Consider the following 15,973-nt stretch of genomic DNA (forward strand, 5'->3'; position numbering starts at 1 on the left):
TAAGCGGACAATGCGCCAGCGCCCAATGCGGCCCAGCGCGGGAATTTTTGAAGCAAGTCCGAGATCTTCTGCACCGCCCGCCTTTGCCTGTGCAATGTGACAAATGCAATCAGTCACATAGTGTCGCTGCTTGCGGTTCGGCCACAGCCTGCTAATTTGGGAAAATGATATTTCTTGCAATGGCGCTTGCCGCAACACCCCCTTCCGCCCTGACCGCGGCGCAACAAAGCGACCTTGCATGTGTTGCAGTTCTGGCCACCTTGGCGGAAAAACAACGGATTGGCTCTGCGCCATCCGATGCGCCGGATGTGCGCCAATCGGGCAAGATATGGGCTGGCATCGTCGGCAGTCGGATTACGGCGCAAAGCGGGCAACCGCGTGAGCTGGTCGCGGTGGCGATGGGCGAGGCGGCCGCAGCCGAATTCCAACGGCCAAGCGACCCCGCCCGGATCAACTTATGCGCCTTGCAAATGTCGGCAGAACTTGCTGCTACTGACACTATCGACAAACCCTTACCCAAGCCGGTGAAATCAAAATGAGCCTTCGTCCATTCCATTTGGCCTTTCCCGTCCATAATCTCTCCGAAGCCCGGCATTTTTATGGCGAGGTCATGGGCTGCGCCGAAGGCCGGTCATCCGACCAATGGATTGATTTCGACTTTTTTGGCCACCAGATTGTGGCGCATCTTGATGCTGGCGCGCGCAGCATTGCCACGCACAACCCCGTCGATGGCCATGATGTACCCGTCCCACATTTCGGGGTGGTCCTGACGATGGCGCAATGGCAGGCCTTGGCAGAGCGCGTTCAGGCGGCTGGCATCCAATTCGGCATTGCACCGCATGTCCGGTTCAAAGGCCAAGTGGGCGAGCAGGCAACGATGTTCTTCTATGACCCAAGCGGCAATGCGTTGGAGTTTAAGGCCTTTGCCGACGACGCGCTTTTGTTCGCGCGCTAACGCGGCCTAACGTTGAATGCTGGAGGCCTGTGAACAGCCGTCACTTTTTTCAGCGCCGCCGCCTGCCAGCATCGTAAAGGCGATAAATCCGCCGACCACAATGAGAAGAAACGCAGCCGTCACCCATGCCAGATATTTGTCGATGAACGCTTTAATCGGCCGTCCGAATTTCCAGAACAGGAAACCAACCAGCATGAATTGAAACGCGCGGCTGAGGACGCTTGCCCAGATGAAGGTGAACAGGTCCATCTTGATAAACCCGGCCGTCAGCGTGATGAGCTTGAACGGGATTGGGGTCGCGCCCTTTATCAGGATTATCTCGGCGCCAAATTCCCGCAAGTAACAGGCGGCAGCCGGAAAACTGTCCCACAGCCCAAGCGCCTTTAACAACGCAATGCCAATGGTCTCATAGGCGAAATAGCCGATGGCATAGCCAAACAGGCCACCCATCACCGATGCCAATGTGCACACCACCCCGAACCGCAACGCTTTGTCCGGGCGCGCAAGGCACATCAGGCCAAGCAGAGGATGCGGCGGAATGGGAAAGAAGGAACTTTCGACGAAAGAAAAAAGGAATAGCCAGCGCTCGGCATGGGCATGCCCTGCCTTTTCCATCATCCAATCATATAATTTCTTCAACATCGCATCCGGCGATAAGACGCGCGGACCGGCTTGTCCAAGCTTTTAACCCGCGCGCGTATCTTGTTGAGAGAGGGCTTGCGGGCTTTGGGTCGAGTCATGGCCGGGCACGAACACAAAATACCCCAAAATGATCAGCGATAAAATGATCATGATCTTCAACAAGTCGCGTAAATCCTGCGCACGCAGCCGTTTTTTGGAGTTGTTGCGCGGATGCAGTGGTTTTCCAGCAATGTCGAGAATGATGGCCATCAGATACTCCTTGACCAGAAAAACCCAATGCCTCGGCTTATGTTCCGTGCGGGGCATCACCAAGGCTTGCATTTTGCCGCGCTTATGCACAGCGAGGGTCTATGGATTTTCAAAATTTCGACATCGATCATTTCCTGCACACGCATTGGCAAAAAAAGCCGCTGCTGATCCGCAACCCCTGGTCCCATTGGCAAAACCCGCTTGAGCCTGACGAGCTGGCTGGATTGGCATGTGCGGAAGAGGTGGAATCGCGCCTGATTTGTCAACCAGCTGGCGGATGGGAAATGGAGCAAGGGCCACAGGGCGAAGAGCGCTTGGCCGAACTTGGCGAAAGCCATTGGACTTTGCTCGTGCAAGCGGTTGACCAACATGTGCCCGCCGTCGCTGACCTCATCGCGCCGTTCCGTTTCATCCCCAATTGGCGCATTGACGATGTGATGGTGAGCCTCGCCGCTGACCAAGGCGGGGTCGGACCGCATTTTGACCAATATGATGTTTTCCTGATCCAAGGGCTTGGCCGTCGGCGCTGGCAAATCGGGCCTTTATGTGATGGCGATACGCCGTTGTTGCCGCATGAGGATTTGAAACTCCTCGCGGAATTTACGGCGACGGACGAATGGGTGCTGGAACTCGGTGATATCCTTTATGTCCCACCCGGATTTGCGCATAATGGTGTTGCCGTCGGTTCGGACTGCATGACTTACTCGGTCGGTTTCCGCGCACCATCGCGCAGCGACCTGTTGGGGCATTTTGTCGATGAAGTCCTCGACGGAATGCCGGACGATGATTTGTACCGCGACTCCGATTTGGCACGCCAAGCCAACCCCGGTGAGATTTTACCCGACGCGCTTGGGCGGTTGCAGCAGATGATGCTGGAATCGCTATCGGATCCCGCCAGCTTTGCCCGCTGGTTCGGAACCTTCAACAGCACGCCCAAATATGCCGATATGGACTGGCAACCCGAAACGCCGGTTAAACCAGAAGATGTCCGCGCCAGCATAAACGACGCGGTGCCGCTGTTGCGCAATCCGGCGAGCCGCATGGTCTTTATCGCCAATGGGGATGACGTGCTGATGCTGTTTGCCGATGGTGCATGTTTTGACTGTGTGGGCGAGACGTCGGCTGTGGCAAAAATTCTCTGCGCGCAGGATAGCCTTGTCCTTGACGTTGACCTTGCGTCCGCACCGGCCGTCGTCGATCTCCTGACGCAGCTTTGCAACATGGGCTGCATCGCGTTCGAAAGCGAGGAATGATCTGCGCACGCGGTTAAGCATCTGCGCGAAGAAAACGCGTTATGCGACGGAGGCGGAGGCTGTTGCGGCGATTGCAGCGGCGACCATCACGTTGCGGCATTATGCGTGCGACCGTTGCGGCCAATTTCACCTGACGAGCCGGACCAAGGGCAAGCGCATCGCGCGGCCGGTGACGACCTAGCCTTCAACCTCACGCCACATGGCCGGGGCAAGACCATCGAGCGTCCATTCCCCAATCGCGCGCCGCACCAACCGAAGCGTCGGATGCCCGACCGCGGCGGTCATGCGCCGCACCTGCCGGTTGCGCCCTTCGCGGATGGTCAGCTCGATCCAGCCATCGGGGATGGATTGCCGCACACGGATCGGCGGATCGCGCGGCCAGAGCATCGGGTCTGCAATCCGTTCAGCTTCGCAGGGCAGGGTCAAGCCGTCCTTCAACGAAACCCCGCGCCGCAACCGCACCAGCGCATCGTCGGCCACATCACCCTCGACCTGAACCAGATAGCTTTTGGCCATTTTATACTTTGGGTCCGATATCCGCGCCTGCAACCGGCCATCATCGGTCAGCAGCATCAGCCCCTCACTGTCCATATCCAGCCGCCCAGCAGGATAGACGCCGGGGACGTCGACAAATTGCGACAGCGTCGGGCGCGGCGACCCTTCGGTCCCCTTGTCGGTGAATTGCGGTAAGACGCCATAAGGTTTGTTGAACAGGATGATGTGCGACATGGAGGTGCTGTAGCGAAAGCGGGCGCGCGGCGATATCATCTTGTGCCAACTCATTTTGTCTGCGGGAACTTCGCGCATAAGAAGACCGTTGATAGGGTGTAGGAGATTGCAACATGACCGACCTTAAAACCCTATCTGCCACAGCCGAGCATTGTGACCCGCTGGTTTTGCATTGCCTGCAAAAGGCGGTCGGATAATGGCCGGCGGCTGGACGCGCGACGGCGCGGTGCAGGACCAGATCGACGATAGCGTTAAAGACGCAGTGTCCGGCGCACGTGCGCGCCTGCCCGCTGGACCAAGCGCCGAATATTGCGACGACTGCGGTGAGCCTATTCCCGAACGTCGCCAAGCCGCCTTGCCCGGGGTACGCACGTGCATAACCTGCCAATCCGCGCGGGATGCGTCGGTGCAACATTCCACAATCAACCGGCGCGGCAGTAAGGACAGTCAGTTGCGGTAGTAAGGATGTTATAACCAAATAGGTAAAAAATATTGACATCATAACTCTATTTGGTTAGAGTTGGGCATAGTCGAAAATTGCGAGACGCACAGTGACCCGCGTTTAACATCACCCAATGGATCAGTGGACCCTCCATATCTTCGCCGGTCGGCGGCGCCTATATTGACGTTGAAGCGCGCGAAGCGCTTGCTGCAATTCTAAAATTACTGCGGTCTGTTGGCATGTGCGCAAGCTAAACTTGCAAGCTCGCGGAAGTGGGTAAAAAATCAAATATCGACAATAATGGCGACATTTTAGCAACAGTATAAATGCATGGCGACTTGCATCGGCGGAACAAAAACGCTAGCATATGGCTCTTGAATTTACGTTCTTAAGATAGAAAAGGGGAAAGTTAATGCGTAAGTTAGCCATAAGTTTGGCGCTCGCTTCTGCTGCTCTGGCATCACCGGCTTTGGCCCGCGACGACCAGTGGTATGTTGGAGTTGATGGCGGTGCCATGATTGTAGAAGATCCTAGCCTGAACATTGGCACGCTTCAAAACGCGGCGTCGATTGACACGAGTAAGGGTTTTGATTTTGGTGGCGTTGTTGGATATGATTTCGGCGGCTTCCGACTGGAATCAGAAGTCTCCTACCGTCAAGCCGATGCAAAAGGCTTCAATAGCTCGACAGCACAGATCACAAGCGGCAGCAGCGCTACGCTTCAGCGCAGCGGTTCATACAGCGTTACTGGTAACGCAAGCGCATTGAGCTTCATGGTCAATGGAGTGTTGGATTTCGGTGAGGATGACGGCATTCAGGGCTTTGTTGGCGGCGGCGCCGGTGTTGCACGCGTTGACATGCAAACTGTATTGGCAGCTCCAGCTTTCCTTGACGATTCCGACACCGGTTTTGCATGGCAGGCACTTGCTGGCGTTCGCGCGCCATTGAGCAAAAGCTGGGATGTTGGCTTGAAGTATCGTTTCTTCAATGCGAGCAAGGTCAACTTGGTTGATCGTCTTGGTCGCGCAGTTGATACAAGCTTCCGTTCGCACAGCATCATGGGCAGCCTGGTTTATAACTTCGGTGGTGCACCTGCGCCAGTCGAAGTGGCTCCTCCACCGCCACCACCAGTCTATGTGGCGCCACCGCCACCGCCACCGCCACCGCCGCCACCTGCGCCGGTTTGCAACTCTGGCCCATATATCGTGTTTTTCGATTGGGATACATCGAACCTGCGTCCAGATGCGGCTTCGGTTTTGGATAATGCTGTTGCGCAATATGCGAACTGCGGCATGGTAAAGGTTATGCTTGCTGGTCACGCCGATAAGTCGGGTACCGCAAAGTATAACGTCGGCCTATCGCAGCGTCGTAACGATACCGTTCGTGGCTACCTTGCTTCGAAGGGCGTTACAGACGGCGCAATCAGCGCTGAAGCATTCGGTGAAACTGCACCTTTGGTACAGACCGCTGATGGTGAGCGTGAACCGCAAAACCGTCGCGTTGAAGTTACCTATGGTCCAGGTTCGGGAATGTAATTTCCAAACTGACGTAATGTTAGAAGAAAGGCCGGTCGAAAGACTGGCCTTTTTTTGTGTGCGATGTGGACGTTACGCCAGACAAGCATGCTGGGTTTTACGCGGCGGCCTTTGCTTTGGGTCGGGCGTTCACAGTCGCAGCTTCCAACAGGCGCATTTCAAGAGCTTTTAGCTTATTCTTGTTTTCGATTTTTCCGCCAAACAAATCGGTGACATAAAATGTGTCGACCGCCCGTTCGCCATAGGTCGCAATATGCGCGCTGTGCAATGTGACCTTGGACTCAAAAAGCGCTAGCGCCAGATTATTCAACAATGCAGGGCGATCGAGTGCGTTTACTTCAATCACGGTAAACCGGTTTGAGGCTTGATTGTCGATCAATACCGATGGTGCGATTTTAAAGGCGTCCGCCCGGCGCAACGCCTTTGGCTTAGCGTCGAGCTGAATCATCAATTTGGCGCGATTTGTCAAAGCTTCCTCAATGCTCCGCTTAAGTCGGTTTAGCTGCCCTTGCTCTTGAAAGGGACGCCCCAGCGGGTCTTGAATGAGGAAGTTGTCGACCGCCATCCCATCACTACTGGTATGAATACGGGCATCTATAATGTTGCCGCCAGCCAAATGTATGGCGCCGGCAATCCGATAGAAAAGACCCGGATGGTCGGCGGCAAAAACAGTGACCAGCGTTGCCCCCCTATCGGGGTAGAAACACGCGTCAATAGCAAGCTCTGTCCCGGCGTTCTTCAGAATATGCCCGGCGTTCCGCGCGATAATGTCATCGGGCTCCGCTATCCAATAGGCGTCGGGCAGGTTTTTCGCGAACGTTGCAAATTTTTCCGAGGGCAATTTTAATGTGGATTCCAGCTGCGCCTTTTTCGATGCGATCCGCTCGCTACGGCCCCTTTGCTTGTGACCCAAACGAAGCACTTCTTCGGTGGCCTCATATAAGTCCGACAGCAATTGCCGTTTCCAACTGTTCCACACACCTGGTCCAACCGCGCGGATATCGACAACGGTGAGCACGAGCAGAAGTTTTAGGCGTTCTGGGGATTGAACCGCTTGGGCAAAGTCCAAAATTGTCTTAAAATCAGCCAAGTCACGTTTAAACGCAGTGGCAGACATCAATAGATGGAAACGAACCAACCAAGCCACGGTTTCGGTTTCGGCTGGCGAAAGCCCCAGACGCGGGCATAAGGTGTCGGCCACTTCAGCCCCCAGCACGCTATGGTCGCCGCCGCGTCCCTTGGCGATGTCGTGCAGCAAAGTTGCGATAAACAATACCCGCTTGCTAATGATTTGCTGAACGATGGCTGTCGATAATGGATGGTCCTGCTTCAACTTTCCGCGGTTGATATCGGCCAGCAAGCCAATGGCGCGGATGGAATGTTCGTCGACTGTATAATGGTGGTACATGTCGAACTGCATCTGCGCGACGACCCTGCGAAATTCCGGGATAAATCTTCCAAAGATAGTGGATTCATTCATCCAACGCAGAACTGTTTCCGGGTCGCGCGGCGACGTTAGGACATCCAAGAACAGGGCGTTGGCTCTGGGATCACGGCGAACCACCTTGTCTACCAGCCGAGCATCCCTTTGTGCCGCACGCATCGCTAAGGGGTGAATTTCCAATTCATGCAAGTCGGCCAAATGGAAAATTTCGAGTAAGCGCACCGGGTCGCGCGCGAAAAATCCGTCATCGGGCAAGGCGAGCCGACCTCTGTCCAGTTGAAAGCCATTGAGCTTGCGTGGTTTGCGGACGAAATTTGGAATGAAACGGCGGCCTTTTTGCGCCATGGCCTCGTCCAAATGCGCGAGAAACAAGCCTGTGACGTCGCCGACTGTTTTTGCGTTCAGGAAATAATAATGCATGAACCGTTCTACCGCTGAACGGCCAGGGCGATCGGCAAACTGCATTATTTCAGCCACATCGCGCTGCAAATCAAACGTCAGGCGTTCTTCTGCCCTACCTGTTATATTGTGCATATGGCATCTTACGGACCACAGGAAATTTTCGGCTTTTCTGAAGCGGTTATATTCGTCGGCAGTCAGCAGGCCGACGTGCACAAGTTCGGACGCCGCAGGCACTTTGTGGACGTATTTTCCGATCCAGTATAGCGTATGCAGATCGCGAAGCCCGCCTTTGCCATCTTTGATATTTGGTTCGACGACATATCGGCTATCGCCCATGCGCTTGTGCCGGTCATCGCGCTCTGCCATTTTCAACCGGACAAAATCGGGTGCCGTATTGCCCACCACTTCTTTCCAGAAGCGCAGCGATGCTTCTTCATACACCCCGCGGTCGCCCCACACGAACCTGCTTTCCAGCAAGGCTGTGCGAATGGTCAAATCCTCCTGCGCCATTTTCACGGTTTCATCTAAGGATCTGCTCGACTGGCCAACTTTCAGGCCGAGATCCCACAACAAATAGAGGATCGCCTCCACTACTTGCTCTGTCCACGAGCTGCGCTTGTAGGGGGTGACAAAGGCGATATCGACGTCGCTGTGCGGCGCCATTTCGCCGCGACCGTACCCGCCCACCGCAAGTACCGCTATTCGTTCTGATGCAGTGCGGTTCGCGGCTGGATATGCGTGAACGGTTACATAATCATAAATCAGCCGGACAATCTGATCTATCAAGAATGCCTGTTCAGCCGAAGCGCGATAGCCCTGCGACGGGTGTTCGCCCAAGCGTCGCTTAATTTCTGCGCGACCTTCGGCAAGCGCGGATTGCAGAATTTCGAGCACGTGCGGACGCCGCGCTTGCGCGCCAGTTTCACGCACCACGCCCTCAATTTTTTCCGCAAGCGCGCTCCGGTCGATGATATCGCGCTGTTTGCTAATACGTTCCGCTGTTGCTGCCATCAGGCGACCTTAGTCGCCAAGTGGCACCATGTCAGCATCAAGCAGAGATCTTGGCATTATATTCCCGCCGCAGCGTTACCCGGTCAATCTTCTGGGTGCCCAATCGTGGCAAGGGCTCATTTACTTGCCAGAAATGCGCAGGGATTTTGAACGGCGCAAGGCGCGGCGCCAAAAAGGCCTTCAGCTCTTCTTCCGTCAGCGTCATGCCGTCCTTTGTCTGGTAGACAATGCCCGGAACCTCGCCATATTTTTCATCAGCGATGCCGAACACGGATAGCTCGACGATGGAATCATGCTCATAAGCCGCAGCTTCAACTTCGGGGCAGCTAATATTTTCGCCGCCACGGATGATGATGTCTTTCTTACGGTCCACAATGAACAGATAGCCGTCCTCGTCCAGATACCCGATGTCGCCCGTCCGGAAAAATCCATCGGCGGTAAAGGCATCACGCGTTGCTGCTTCATTGTTCCAATAGCCGTTGAAGTTGGCAATCGTACGAATAGCAACTTCACCGCGCTCACCCTGTGGCAAAATGTTGCCATCATCATCAAGCATTTGGACTTCGACGATTGGTTTTGTCGCTGGACCGGTGCTGGTAGGCTTTTCAAGATAATTGTCCGTAAAGTTACCGCAGCCAACGCCATTGGTTTCGGTGAGGCCATAGCCCAATAACGGATAGCCCCAACCCATTTCCTTGCGGATTTTTTTGACATGCTCGACAGGGCGAGGTGCGCCGCCCGCTGCAAAGGCAGTGCAGCTTGTTAGGTCATATTTATGCCGTGCAGGATGCGTTGCAAGCTCTATGCTCATCAACGGAACGCCAACGAAATAGCTGATCCGTTCCTTTTCAATGATGCGCATTGCCTCTTCGGCGTCCCATTTGGGCATCAACACAAGCTTGCGGCCAATGGCGAAGCTTTGCAGCACCAAAGGTATGGATGCGGTGACGTGGAACAAGGGCACGTTTACGAGAGCTGAAGGTTGCGCGGGCATTGCCTGCCCAGTCGAAGACAAAAGCTCGAAAAACACGAGCGTTTGCCCGACATAGCTCATTGCGCCTTGGACGACGGCCCGGTGGTCCGACACGGCCCCCTTGGACTGTCCTGTAGAACCGGACGTATACAAAATTGTGGCATTATCCAGCGGGTCGATTGCGGGCAGTGGGGTATCCGCGCCACCGCCCTTTGCGGTCAAAACGGATAAGCCATCCAATGGAAGTGAATCATGGTTTATGATCAGCAATTCACATCCGCCAAGATCCTGTTCCGCCATCCGCGCGGCGCGCTGTGTATCGGCAAGGACAAAGCGGCAACCGACCATGCGAATGCCTTCGGCAAGTTCGCCGCCTTGCCACCAGCCATTGAGCAAAGTGGCAACACCACCTGCCATGACAATAGCCATATAAGCGACAATCCAGTTGGCCGAATTGCGCGCGGCGATCCCAACGCGGTCCCCTTTTTGGAGCCCGTAACCATCGACCAATCCACCCGCCAATGCGCGTGACGCACCGTAAGTTTCTGCGAAACTTAACCGGATATCTCCATCGACCAGAAATTCTTTGTCCGCATGGGTTGCGCAGAAAAATGCCAGATAGTCCGACATATTTCCAGGCGCTTTGGCAAAAACCGGCATTTGTACGCCATATTTCTCAGCGTAGGTGATCGATAATGGGCCATCATTATCCATCAGACGCGCGATTGTGGCGTCGATTGCAAGGTCCAATTGGGATGGCATGTGATTCTCTCCTAAACGCTTTGTGCACCTTCTATTTGGCTCTATAGGAATGTCAAAAGATCCTGAGGAAATATTGTGACATTCGAGATTATTTCAACCGCTGCTGGCTTTATTCAGTTTACCGACCTTGGCGTAGGTCCTGTTGCGCTTGATTTGGGCTTCTTCCAGATCCGTTGGTACTCGCTTGGGTATCTGGTTGGCATCTTGCTTGGCTATTGGATGTTGCTGAAATTGCTCGCACGTCCTGGCGCGCCCATGTCACGAGAGCAAGCCGATGACATAATCCTGTACGCCACCTTGGGCATCATTTTGGGCGGTCGGATTGGCTATATTTTATTCTACCAACCATCTATTTTGCAGAACCCTATGGATGTCTTCAAATTGTGGGAGGGCGGGATGTCTTTCCATGGCGGTGCGATTGGGATCATATTTTCGATCTGGCTTTTGGCGCGCAAGCATAAGCTCTCTTTCTTACGGTTCTGTGATTATGTCGCCTGCGTCGTACCTTTTGGGATATTCCTCGTGCGCCTTGCGAACTTTGTGAATGATGAGCTTTGGGGCCGCGTCACCGACGTACCATGGGCTGTCGTCTTTCCCAATGGCGGCGATTTACCGCGCCACCCAAGCCAGATTTATGAAGCTATGCTTGAAGGGCTTTTGATGGCGGCGATATTGTGGCCATTATTCTGGAAAACCAAGGCGCGGTATAGGCCCGGGTTCCTAACGGGTATGGCCGCAATCATTTATGGCACAGCCCGGTTTTCCATCGAGTTTTTCAGGGAGCCCGACCAGCAGCTTCAGTGGCTGGTGGAAGCAAGCGGCCTGACCATGGGACAGTGGTTGACCATTCCAATGATATTGGTGGGCCTGTTCCTGTTGTTCACCGCAGGTGCCCGCAAGCAGCGCGGCGAGGGCATGGCCGGCAGTAACAGTGGCGCCTGATACAGAGCAAGTTGCAGTCCGCCTTGCGCAGCAGATAGAGGCGTCCGGCCCCATCAGCATTGCCGAATATATGCGCGTAGCCAATACCGCTTATTATGGCGGCGCTGATCCGCTTGGCGCGGCTGGCGACTTTATCACTGCCCCCGAAATTTCCCAGATGTTCGGCGAAATGGTAGGCATATGGCTCAGTGACATCTGGCTGCGCCACGGGAGCCCATCTGGCTGCTATTATGTCGAGCTTGGTCCGGGTCGGGGGACGCTGGCGGCGGATGCGCTTCGGACTATGAAGCGTTTTGGATGGGAGCCTTCTGTCCACTTTGTGGAAAACAGCCCAGCGTTGCGCGCCAAGCAATCCCAAGCCGTGCCGCATGCAACCTTCCACGACAATCTGGATAGCCTGCCGTCCGATGCACCTATGTTCATTGTGGCAAACGAGTTTTTTGACGCACTGCCTGTTCGGCAGATGATATTATCGCATGCCGGTTGGCAGGAGCGCGTGGTCGTGCGTGATCGAGGATCGCGCTTTGCCGCAATGCCGGGCGCGCCTATTGCCGATACTGTAATTCCTGAGCATTTTCGCGTTGCCGCCGTTGGCAGTATTTACGAAACCTGCCCTGACGCCGCTGCCATCATGCAGACGCTATCGCACCGGTTGGCGCAACGGGGTGGGGCAATGTTGACGATTGATTATGGCTATACCCAGCCAGGCCTTGGCAGCACGTTACAGGCGGTTCGAAACCACCAATATGCCGACCCATTTGCCGACCCCGGCAATTGCGATCTGACGGCCCATGTTAACTTTCTTGATCTCGCACGACGTGCCGAAAACAGTGGCTTGGCAGTCGCGGGACCAACGGGGCAAGGGGCCTGGCTTTCCGGTCTTGGTATTGACCAGCGCGCTCAAAGCTTAATGAGGGCGCACCCCGACAGGGCCGCTGATATCAATGCCGCACGCAAACGGCTGGTGCATCGGGAATCTATGGGCGCCTTGTTCAAGGTCATGGCAACATACGCAAAAGATTGGCCAAAGCCCGAGGGCTTTGGTCCCTAAACGTTTAGTTTACCCAATCGGCGATTTGGACGGCAACATCGTTGGCGGCGGAATTTAGCGCAGCGCCAGCTGGCGCAGCTTCGATTGCGGCTATGCGTTTGCGGGCCTCAAATCTGCGCTTTTCTGTTGTGCTGCCACGCATGATTTTTACCGCATCATAAACCACAACCGCCTCGTTGGAAGATGCGTCAATGCCAAACTCAATTAAGCTACCCGACAAGGACCGCGGCGCTTTGCCGCCTGCATCGATCTCATTGAGCACGAGGTTGCCGCTCTTTGCAGACACGGTTTCCACCAATAGGGATTGCATTAATCGGGCTGGCTTATCCGCCCAAAATGCATCCTTCAGATAGGCGATGCTGCTGGCATTGATCTGGACAGGTATCCGGTTGGTATCCAATTTGCGCGGAACATCTGGCGTCTGAATGACCAAGGCTTCTGTCGCCGAGGCTGTGCGTGCAACGCCTGCGGTCACAACATTGTCAGCGGTCAGTACAAGCATGGACGCTGGTGCCTTGCCGCCGAAGCTTACGCACCCGCCAAGTGCAAGGATGAGGGGTAGCGCAACGATGCGTGGGCCGAATTTTATGCTGAACATCATTTCTGGTTCCTGCTGCCGGGTTTATAATCTGGTAAGGCGGGGCTGCCAACGACGCTGCCAAGACCGCCTTGATCCACTTTCTCAGTCACGGACTTTAATGATCCAGATAGCTCTCTCAGATCACGTGCCAGTTTTGTGACTTCAGGCAAAGTCTGCGTATTAAGTGTTTCGATCGCTGGATTTGCATTGTTCAACGTGGTTTCCAATGCGGCCAAGCTGCCATTTGCGGACCGAAGCGTTTTGCGCAATTCGTCCAACATCGGGCGGCCATCGCTATCGAGCAGCCTGTTTGTGGTACCCGCCATTTTGGTAATTTCGTCTGCGGCCAGACCCGCCTTTTGCAGGGCAATGCGAGATTCTTGAATTGCTGCGCGCAAGTCAGGGCCTTGCGTCGCCAATGTGCCCGACAGGCTTTTAACATTATCGAGAATTTGTTCGATGGATTGTTGGTTTTTATCGGACAGAATATTGGTCAGCCGCTCAGTCAGTGTTGAGAGCCGCTCCAAAAGCAACGGCGCATTATTCAACAGTTCGCCCAACGCACCAGGCGTTGTGGGGATAACTGGAACGCCGGTGGGGCAGGCAGCCTTCGGATTGGCATCAGGGCAGATCAGGGCAGGCGCCCCCTTTACCGCACCATCAAGCTGTATTTCAGACACGCCAGTAAAGCCAACGCCGTTAATCGTCGCTGTTGTTCCCTGCAGCACAGGTACTGTTTGCTTGATGCTGATGCGCACACGCACAAAATTGGGATCAGGCTCCCATAATTCTATGCTTTCAATTTGGCCCACAGGGACGCCAGAGAATGAGACGCTAGAACCTTTGGCAAGGCCATTGACCGATTGCTGAAAGAATATGTCATACTCTTTCTTGTCGCCATCGCCCAGGCGCGAAAGCCACACCGTGAATGCCGCAAGCAACACTAGAAGTAGAAGGGTGACAGCACCCACCATCACATAGTTGGATTTGGTTTCCATCGTCCTGCCTTATGACCTTCCTAGTTGCTGCATTTCCGCACGTACTTTGTCATTTTGGTCGCTATGGCCGCGGCGTGCCGCGCGTCCGCGTGGGCCGCTGAAATATGCGTTGATCCAAGGATGATCGATAGCCAGCAATTCTTCAATGGCGCCAATGGCAATAACTTTTTGGTCTGCCAAAACGGCCACACGGTCACATATCGCATATAGCGTATCAAGATCATGCGTTATCAGAAAAACTGTTAGGCCCAATGTTTCCTTTAAATCGCGCGTTAAATTATCGAAATTGGCAGCGCCAATTGGGTCAAGGCCAGAAGTTGGTTCATCCAGAAACAACAATTCAGGATCCATTGCCAAGGCACGCGCCAGACTGGCACGCTTGCGCATACCACCGGATAGTTCTGACGGATATTTATGCGCTGCTTCTGGAGGAAGACCGCTCAAAAAGATTTTGTACCGCGCGATCTCGTCGAGCAGGTCTTTGCTGAACTCTGGATAGAATTCGCGCAACGGTACCTGAATGTTTTCCGCGACGGTTAAAGTCGAAAACAATGCGCCGCCTTGAAACAAAACGCCCCAGCGCCGCCTGACGTCGGTTGCCTCGTCTTCCTCTTTGCCGACCATGCCCTGATCAAAGACACGGATTTGTCCGGCCGTGGGTTGTTGCAGACCGATTATTGATCGCATGAGCACAGACTTGCCTGTGCCCGACCCGCCAACCACGCCCAGTATCTCGCCGCGGCGGACTTCGATGTTGAGGTCCTGGTGAATGACTTGATCGCCAAAGCTGTTGCATAGGCCAGTCACAGAAATGATGTTGGGTTGGTCCATGGCCTAGCCCCAGCCAATTTCGCTGAAAAATACGGCTAAAAATGCGTCGAGTACGATCACAAGGAAAATAGCTTGGACAACGGCTGCAGTGGTTTTTAGCCCAACTTCCTCGGCATTGCCTTTGACCTGCATGCCTTGAAAACAACCGGCCATTGCGATGATCGCGCCAAATATGGGCGCCTTGATCATTCCAACCCAGAAGTCGGTTAATGGCGTCACTTCGCGCAATCGCTGAACAAAAGTGGCGGGCGGTATATCCAAGACGATCCAGCACAATATGCCGCCGCCAATAATCGACATCAAGGATGCGTAAATGCCCAGCAAGGGCATCATAATCACGGCGGCTATCACGCGGGGCACAACAAGTGCCTCGGCCGGAACAACGCCAATTGTGCGCATGGCGTCGATTTCTTCGGTAATTTTCATCGTACCAATCTGGGCGGCAAAGGCGGAACCCGAGCGCCCAGCGACCATGATTGCTGTCATCAGAATGCCCAATTCTCGCAGCGTCAGTCGGCCGATGAGGTTGATGGTAAATATCTCGGCACCAAATTGCCGCAGTTGGACTGCGCCCTGCTGTGCGATAACGATTCCGATAAGGAAACTCATCAGGCCAACAATGCCAAGCGCTCGCACGCCCACCATGTCGAAATGCTGCACGACGGCATGCCAGCGAAAGCGGCCTGGATTCATCATCAAGATGAAGAATGCCTTCACCACTTGTCCGACAAAGCCAAGGAATTGCAAAAGCGTGGTAATACCGACCACAACGCCGCCGCCAACTTCAGCCAAAAAGCGATTGAGTGATGACACATGCGGTCTTGGAAATGCCTCTGCCGCATCAACGCCACTCACGGCGTCAATTAAGCGACCTGCATCTTTGGCGCATCCGGTAATGTCAGCGGCATAAAATTTGGCCGTCCGATGTACAAGCCATGCACCCACGGTATCCATCTGGTCGACGGCTGAAAGGTCGATTTGAGACACCGGGCCCGTCACATCGCGCAATTGGCTATCAACGTCACTGATTGAAGCGATGACAAAACTACCCGACAAGCGGACAATGCGTCCGCCTCCGGGGCTGTCTTCTACAACAAAATTTGCAGGGTTAGCCATGACCATATAACTGGCGTATAATAAGAACTATCACAAGCCTGTAGACGTTTTGCTTAAGA

The 15,973-nt window shown here is 54.6% G+C and carries 16 protein-coding genes; 7 read left to right on the plus strand and 9 right to left on the minus strand.

Going from position 1 to position 15,973, the window contains the following annotated elements:
• Positions 1 to 164 precede the first annotated feature (164 nt).
• Both ACIQ2T_RS06425 and ACIQ2T_RS06430 read left to right on the plus strand, forming a co-directional pair.
• Positions 165 to 539, plus strand: a complete 375-nt coding sequence (locus tag ACIQ2T_RS06425) for a hypothetical protein (protein ID WP_397590100.1) — start codon at positions 165 to 167, stop codon at positions 537 to 539.
• On the plus strand, positions 536 to 955 hold the full coding sequence (locus ACIQ2T_RS06430; RefSeq protein ID WP_397590101.1) for a VOC family protein: 420 nt from the start codon (positions 536 to 538) through the stop codon (positions 953 to 955). The genes ACIQ2T_RS06425 and ACIQ2T_RS06430 overlap by 4 nt, the downstream gene beginning before the upstream one ends.
• A gap of 6 nt (positions 956 to 961) precedes the next feature.
• Here ACIQ2T_RS06430 and ACIQ2T_RS06435 read toward each other — a convergent pair whose 3' ends face one another.
• Together ACIQ2T_RS06435 and ACIQ2T_RS06440 are read right to left on the minus strand one after the other, a co-directional pair.
• Entirely contained in the window at positions 962 to 1,597 is a 636-nt protein-coding gene (locus ACIQ2T_RS06435; protein ID WP_300038173.1) for a YqaA family protein, read from the minus strand.
• Between the two features lie 42 nt (positions 1,598 to 1,639).
• Positions 1,640 to 1,846 carry a hypothetical protein gene (locus ACIQ2T_RS06440; RefSeq protein WP_397590102.1) on the minus strand — a complete coding sequence of 69 codons (207 nt, stop codon included), beginning with the start codon at positions 1,844 to 1,846 and terminating at the stop codon, positions 1,640 to 1,642.
• Between the two features lie 101 nt (positions 1,847 to 1,947).
• Here ACIQ2T_RS06440 and ACIQ2T_RS06445 point away from each other — a divergent pair, with 101 nt between their 5' ends.
• Complete coding sequence (locus tag ACIQ2T_RS06445; RefSeq protein WP_397590103.1) at positions 1,948 to 3,099, plus strand: JmjC domain-containing protein; 1,152 nt, start codon at positions 1,948 to 1,950, stop codon at positions 3,097 to 3,099.
• A gap of 177 nt (positions 3,100 to 3,276) precedes the next feature.
• Here the strand turns inward: ACIQ2T_RS06445 and ACIQ2T_RS06450 are convergent, their stop codons facing one another.
• Positions 3,277 to 3,828 carry a pseudouridine synthase gene (locus ACIQ2T_RS06450; protein ID WP_397590114.1) on the minus strand — a complete coding sequence of 184 codons (552 nt, stop codon included), beginning with the start codon at positions 3,826 to 3,828 and terminating at the stop codon, positions 3,277 to 3,279.
• A gap of 196 nt (positions 3,829 to 4,024) precedes the next feature.
• On the opposite strand from ACIQ2T_RS06450, the gene ACIQ2T_RS06455 reads away from it, so the two are divergent.
• On the plus strand, positions 4,025 to 4,288 hold the full coding sequence (locus ACIQ2T_RS06455) for a DksA/TraR family C4-type zinc finger protein (protein WP_397590104.1): 264 nt from the start codon (positions 4,025 to 4,027) through the stop codon (positions 4,286 to 4,288).
• Positions 4,289 to 4,682: 394 nt separating this feature from the next.
• Positions 4,683 to 5,804 carry an OmpA family protein gene (locus ACIQ2T_RS06460; protein ID WP_397590105.1) on the plus strand — a complete coding sequence of 374 codons (1,122 nt, stop codon included), beginning with the start codon at positions 4,683 to 4,685 and terminating at the stop codon, positions 5,802 to 5,804.
• Positions 5,805 to 5,901: 97 nt separating this feature from the next.
• Here the strand turns inward: ACIQ2T_RS06460 and ACIQ2T_RS06465 are convergent, their stop codons facing one another.
• On the minus strand, positions 5,902 to 8,661 hold the full coding sequence (locus tag ACIQ2T_RS06465; protein WP_397590106.1) for a [protein-PII] uridylyltransferase: 2,760 nt from the start codon (positions 8,659 to 8,661) through the stop codon (positions 5,902 to 5,904).
• A 37-nt stretch (positions 8,662 to 8,698) separates the two neighbouring features.
• On the minus strand, positions 8,699 to 10,396 hold the full coding sequence (locus ACIQ2T_RS06470) for a class I adenylate-forming enzyme family protein (RefSeq protein WP_397590107.1): 1,698 nt from the start codon (positions 10,394 to 10,396) through the stop codon (positions 8,699 to 8,701).
• Between the two features lie 75 nt (positions 10,397 to 10,471).
• On the opposite strand from ACIQ2T_RS06470, the gene lgt reads away from it, so the two are divergent.
• The gene (gene lgt / locus ACIQ2T_RS06475; RefSeq protein ID WP_397590108.1) at positions 10,472 to 11,338 is read left to right on the plus strand and encodes a prolipoprotein diacylglyceryl transferase; all 867 of its coding nucleotides are present in this window, start codon (positions 10,472 to 10,474) and stop codon (positions 11,336 to 11,338) included.
• Positions 11,328 to 12,389 (plus strand): class I SAM-dependent methyltransferase, encoded by a 1,062-nt coding sequence (locus tag ACIQ2T_RS06480; protein WP_397590109.1) that lies wholly within the window; start codon positions 11,328 to 11,330, stop codon positions 12,387 to 12,389. Before lgt ends, ACIQ2T_RS06480 begins: the two co-directional genes overlap by 11 nt.
• 4 nt (positions 12,390 to 12,393) lie before the next feature.
• Here ACIQ2T_RS06480 and ACIQ2T_RS06485 read toward each other — a convergent pair whose 3' ends face one another.
• From ACIQ2T_RS06485 to ACIQ2T_RS06500, 4 genes are read right to left on the minus strand one after another with little or no spacing between them, the layout of a single operon-like run.
• Positions 12,394 to 12,990, minus strand: coding sequence for an ABC-type transport auxiliary lipoprotein family protein (locus tag ACIQ2T_RS06485; protein ID WP_397590110.1), 597 nt, complete (start codon positions 12,988 to 12,990; stop codon positions 12,394 to 12,396).
• Positions 12,987 to 13,967, minus strand: a complete 981-nt coding sequence (locus ACIQ2T_RS06490; RefSeq protein ID WP_397590111.1) for an MlaD family protein — start codon at positions 13,965 to 13,967, stop codon at positions 12,987 to 12,989. The genes ACIQ2T_RS06485 and ACIQ2T_RS06490 overlap by 4 nt, the downstream gene beginning before the upstream one ends.
• Positions 13,968 to 13,976: 9 nt before the next feature.
• Positions 13,977 to 14,798 (minus strand): ABC transporter ATP-binding protein, encoded by an 822-nt coding sequence (locus ACIQ2T_RS06495; protein WP_397590112.1) that lies wholly within the window; start codon positions 14,796 to 14,798, stop codon positions 13,977 to 13,979.
• Between the two features lie 3 nt (positions 14,799 to 14,801).
• Positions 14,802 to 15,914 carry an MlaE family ABC transporter permease gene (locus tag ACIQ2T_RS06500; protein ID WP_397590113.1) on the minus strand — a complete coding sequence of 371 codons (1,113 nt, stop codon included), beginning with the start codon at positions 15,912 to 15,914 and terminating at the stop codon, positions 14,802 to 14,804.
• Positions 15,915 to 15,973 lie beyond the last annotated feature (59 nt).

Origin of the sequence: Sphingorhabdus sp., assembly GCF_044357595.1 — a bacterium.
Classification (GTDB): Bacteria; Pseudomonadota; Alphaproteobacteria; order Sphingomonadales; family Sphingomonadaceae; genus Sphingorhabdus_B.

Excerpts from the sequence above, each read along its gene's own strand:
- ACIQ2T_RS06450 (WP_397590114.1), bottom strand. The coding sequence starts at position 3,828 with ATGTCGCACATCATCCTGTTCAACAAACCTTATGGCGTCTTACCGCAA.
- ACIQ2T_RS06425 (WP_397590100.1), top strand. The coding sequence starts at position 165 with ATGATATTTCTTGCAATGGCGCTTGCCGCAACACCCCCTTCCGCCCTG.
- ACIQ2T_RS06490 (WP_397590111.1), bottom strand. The coding sequence starts at position 13,967 with ATGGAAACCAAATCCAACTATGTGATGGTGGGTGCTGTCACCCTTCTA.
- ACIQ2T_RS06435 (WP_300038173.1), bottom strand. The coding sequence starts at position 1,597 with ATGTTGAAGAAATTATATGATTGGATGATGGAAAAGGCAGGGCATGCC.
- ACIQ2T_RS06470 (WP_397590107.1), bottom strand. The coding sequence starts at position 10,396 with ATGCCATCCCAATTGGACCTTGCAATCGACGCCACAATCGCGCGTCTG.
- ACIQ2T_RS06495 (WP_397590112.1), bottom strand. The coding sequence starts at position 14,798 with ATGGACCAACCCAACATCATTTCTGTGACTGGCCTATGCAACAGCTTT.
- ACIQ2T_RS06430 (WP_397590101.1), top strand. The coding sequence starts at position 536 with ATGAGCCTTCGTCCATTCCATTTGGCCTTTCCCGTCCATAATCTCTCC.
- ACIQ2T_RS06460 (WP_397590105.1), top strand. The coding sequence starts at position 4,683 with ATGCGTAAGTTAGCCATAAGTTTGGCGCTCGCTTCTGCTGCTCTGGCA.
- ACIQ2T_RS06445 (WP_397590103.1), top strand. The coding sequence starts at position 1,948 with ATGGATTTTCAAAATTTCGACATCGATCATTTCCTGCACACGCATTGG.
- ACIQ2T_RS06465 (WP_397590106.1), bottom strand. The coding sequence starts at position 8,661 with ATGGCAGCAACAGCGGAACGTATTAGCAAACAGCGCGATATCATCGAC.
- ACIQ2T_RS06485 (WP_397590110.1), bottom strand. The coding sequence starts at position 12,990 with ATGATGTTCAGCATAAAATTCGGCCCACGCATCGTTGCGCTACCCCTC.
- ACIQ2T_RS06500 (WP_397590113.1), bottom strand. The coding sequence starts at position 15,914 with ATGGCTAACCCTGCAAATTTTGTTGTAGAAGACAGCCCCGGAGGCGGA.
- ACIQ2T_RS06455 (WP_397590104.1), top strand. The coding sequence starts at position 4,025 with ATGGCCGGCGGCTGGACGCGCGACGGCGCGGTGCAGGACCAGATCGAC.
- ACIQ2T_RS06440 (WP_397590102.1), bottom strand. The coding sequence starts at position 1,846 with ATGGCCATCATTCTCGACATTGCTGGAAAACCACTGCATCCGCGCAAC.